Origin of the sequence: Thermomonas hydrothermalis (assembly GCF_900129205.1) — a bacterium.
GTDB lineage: Bacteria > Pseudomonadota > Gammaproteobacteria > Xanthomonadales > Xanthomonadaceae > Thermomonas > Thermomonas hydrothermalis.
This window is the reverse complement of sequence record NZ_FQUK01000075.1, coordinates 1-3,149: the sequence shown is the minus strand read 5'-3', so window position 1 is coordinate 3,149 and position 3,149 is coordinate 1. Positions and strand designations below refer to the sequence as shown.

4 protein-coding genes are annotated in these 3,149 nt (G+C 63.8%); all 4 read right to left on the bottom strand.

From position 1 onward, the window contains the following. Positions 1-54: 54 nt before the first annotated feature. From BUA29_RS12285 to recD2, 4 genes are read right to left on the bottom strand one after another with little or no spacing between them, the layout of a single operon-like run. Positions 55-240 (bottom strand): hypothetical protein, encoded by a 186-nt coding sequence (locus BUA29_RS12285; protein ID WP_178137936.1) that lies wholly within the window; start codon positions 238-240, stop codon positions 55-57. Continuing rightward, positions 225-560 (bottom strand): hypothetical protein, encoded by a 336-nt coding sequence (locus tag BUA29_RS11775; RefSeq protein ID WP_072756702.1) that lies wholly within the window; start codon positions 558-560, stop codon positions 225-227. The genes BUA29_RS12285 and BUA29_RS11775 overlap by 16 nt, the downstream gene beginning before the upstream one ends. Positions 561-562: 2 nt before the next feature. After that, positions 563-832 (bottom strand): hypothetical protein, encoded by a 270-nt coding sequence (locus BUA29_RS11770; protein WP_072756701.1) that lies wholly within the window; start codon positions 830-832, stop codon positions 563-565. Between the two features lies 1 nt (position 833). Continuing rightward, positions 834-3,059 carry an SF1B family DNA helicase RecD2 gene (gene recD2, locus BUA29_RS11765; protein ID WP_072756700.1) on the bottom strand — a complete coding sequence of 742 codons (2,226 nt, stop codon included), beginning with the start codon at positions 3,057-3,059 and terminating at the stop codon, positions 834-836. Positions 3,060-3,149: the final 90 nt, after the last annotated feature.

The window sequence follows — 3,149 nt, the reverse complement described above, 5'->3', positions numbered from 1 at the left end:
GCTGTGCGCCAAGCTCAGGCATCTACCCCGTCACCCTTGGCTCCATGCTCCCCATCAGACATGAACCGTTTCCACTGGAATCGCGATTGAGCCTTCGCCGATCTCGCCTCGGAACAGCACCATCACCGCCCGTGCGGTCGCCGCCAGCCCCAGGCACCCGATCACGATGGCACGCAGGAACTCATCGCGGAACAGATCGCGCCACTGCACCTGGCGCAGCCATTTCAGCGCAGCTTCCATGCGCCCTCTCGCGCCGCGAGACAGTCCGGGCAGAGCAGCACCAGGGTGCGGCCAATGCCGTAGCCCATGTCGATGGTGGCGCTCTGGAGATCCTCTGGCCCACCCAACGGGGTCTGGCCGCAATCGTCGCAGACCTCGCTGTAGTTGGGGTCGGCCTCATCCAGTTCGATGACGATCCGATCATCACACCGACCACACGGGGCGGTGGCCTCAAACAGCAGATCGGGATTGCGCCGCGCCTCCGCCGGCGAGGCAGCCTTGGTGCAACCGCAGTCCGTGCAGGTGCGGTTGGCGTTGTGCAGATAGACGACCTTGCCCATCGTCATACCCTCTTGCGTCGTTTCGGTGCGATTTCACGAATGGCCTCTGCGATTTCTTCGGCCAGCCAGTCGGGATCGGCTTTGCGGGTGAAGGTTGCCACAGCGTGATCGCTTGCAGACACCTGCGCAGGCGGCAGTAGCCAGACCAGCCGGGTGGCCGGATCAATGCAGATGGTGTAGGACTGATCCATCAGGTCAGCAAACTCGATGGCGCGATCCGCCATCACGTTGGGGCGCGTCTGGTCAGCGCCGCCGATCAACAATCCGAACATATTAGCTCTCCTTTCGCTTCGGGCGGGGCTTGTAGCCAGGGATCGCATCCGGTCGTTCCAGTAGCATCTGCAACGCGGTAATGCGGGGTTGGGTGCGGGCGTTCTCGATGGCGGCTCGCACTGCTTTGGGATCGCCCACCACGACGCAGAAGCGCACGGCGCGGGTGATGCCGGTATAGAGGATGGCGCGTTGCAGCATCATGTAGTGCTGCATGGTCAGCGGAATGACCACGGCATCAAACTGGCTGCCCTGCGATTTGTGCACGGTCATCGCGTAGGCCAGATCAAGCTGATCCAGTTCGCTGAACGGATACTCCACCTTGGTACCGTCCACATCGACGATCATCATTTCGGCCTTGGTGTCGATGGCCACCACAATGCCACTCTCGCCGTTCATCACGCCGAGGTCGTAGTTATTGACGGTTTGCAGCACGCGATCCCCGACGCAGAAGCGGCGACCGTACTTTTCGATGACCGCATCAGGCGCGGGATTGAGGATCCGCTGTAGCTCGGCATTGAGCGCCTCGGTGCCGTTGGTGCCTTTGCGCATTGGCGCAAGCACCTGCACGCTGTTCGCCGGAATCCCGATCCGTTCGGGGATATGTTCCTGCACCAGCTTGGTGACCCAGGCGGCGGTGGCTTCCGGGGTGGCCGCCGGGATGAAATAGAAATCCTGCGGTGCATCGCCCTGAGGTTCCAGAGCAAGGCCCTGATTGACGCGGTGGGCGTTGCGAATAATGGCCGATGCTTCGGCCTGGCGAAACACCTTGGTCAGCCGGGTGGTCGGGATCGCGCCGGAGTCGATCATGTCGCCGAGCACGCGGCCTGCGGCCACGGACGGAAGCTGATCCACGTCGCCCACGAACAGGATCGAGGCCCGCGCATCGAGGGCATCGAGCACGTCATCGAGCATCCGCACATCGACCATCGAGGCTTCGTCGATGATGAGGGTGTCGCAGTTGATCTCGACCGGCTCGCTGGTGTCGCCGCGCCCCATGCCGATGAGACGCGCAACGGTGGCCGCGTCCATGCCGGTGGTTTCGCGCATCCGCTTGGCCGCCTTGCCGGTGGGCGCACCCAGGATCACCTTGGCCCGCACGCGGCGCAGGGCTTCCAGGATCACCTTCAAGGTGCTGGTCTTGCCGGTGCCTGGGCCACCCGTGAGGATGGACACCGACCGCAACAGGGCCATTTCCACGGCCTGCCGCTGTTCGGGTGCAAGCTCCACCTTGCACGCCCGTTCGGATTCGATGGCGATTTCACGCGCCTGTTCGGGGGTGATGGCCCAAGGGGGCGCATTCTGGACGCGCTCCCGCAGGGCGCGAGCAATGCGGTACTCGGCATCCAGCAATCGGCGGTCGAACACCACCGATTCGCCGTTGAGGGTCAAGCCCACGATGAAGGTGCGCCGTGCCGCCTGTTCCTCGATCTCCCCGATGACGGCATTGGGATCGCCGCAGCCGAGCAGTTCAATCGCCTGTTGCTTGAATGCCTCTTTCGGCACACCGCAGTTGCCCATGCCCGTGCTGACGTGGATGCAATGGGCGATCCCGGCAATGATGCGCTCCCGGCTATCCCTGGGGACGCCCAGGCGCAAGGCGATCTCGTCGGCCAGCTTGAAGCCGATCCCGCGCACCTCACGGGCCAGCCGGTAGGGGTTGTTGAGCACCACATCGACGGCGCTTCCGCCGTACTGGCGGAGCACGCGCATCGCAATGGCCCCGACGATGCCGTATTCGGCTAGTCGCACCAGCACCTTGCGCTCAAGCTCGCCCTGCTTCCAGATACGGATGATCTCGGCCACGCGGCCCTTGCCGATACCCTTGACCTCACCCAACCGTTCGGGCGTCTTGTCGAGCACCTCAAAGGTCTTGTCGCCAAAGGCCGCAACGATGCGCTCGGCCAGCGAGGGGCCGATGCCGCGAATGACGCCACTGGCCAGGTATTTCTCGATGGCGCGTGCCGACGAGGGGCGTTCGGCCAGAATGCCATCGGCCACAAACTGCCTGCCGTGGGTGGGGTGGGTGCGCCACTGGCCCTGGGCGGTGACGATCTCGCCCACTTCGGCCAGGGTGACGCCGAGCATCACCACCGGCTCGCGGTAGCCGCGCACGGCCACCTTGAGGATCGTGCGACCGCTTTCCTGGTCGCGCCAGCGAATGTCAGTCACTTCGCCCGACAGGCATTCGTGCTCGGGTTCATTCATGATGGCGGCTGCGGTATTCATAGAATCTCCGCAAGGAAACCCCTGACTTGAGTCAGGGGAGGAATTGCGGGTGCGCGAAGCGCACCATGTGGTATAAACTGTGACGCATGG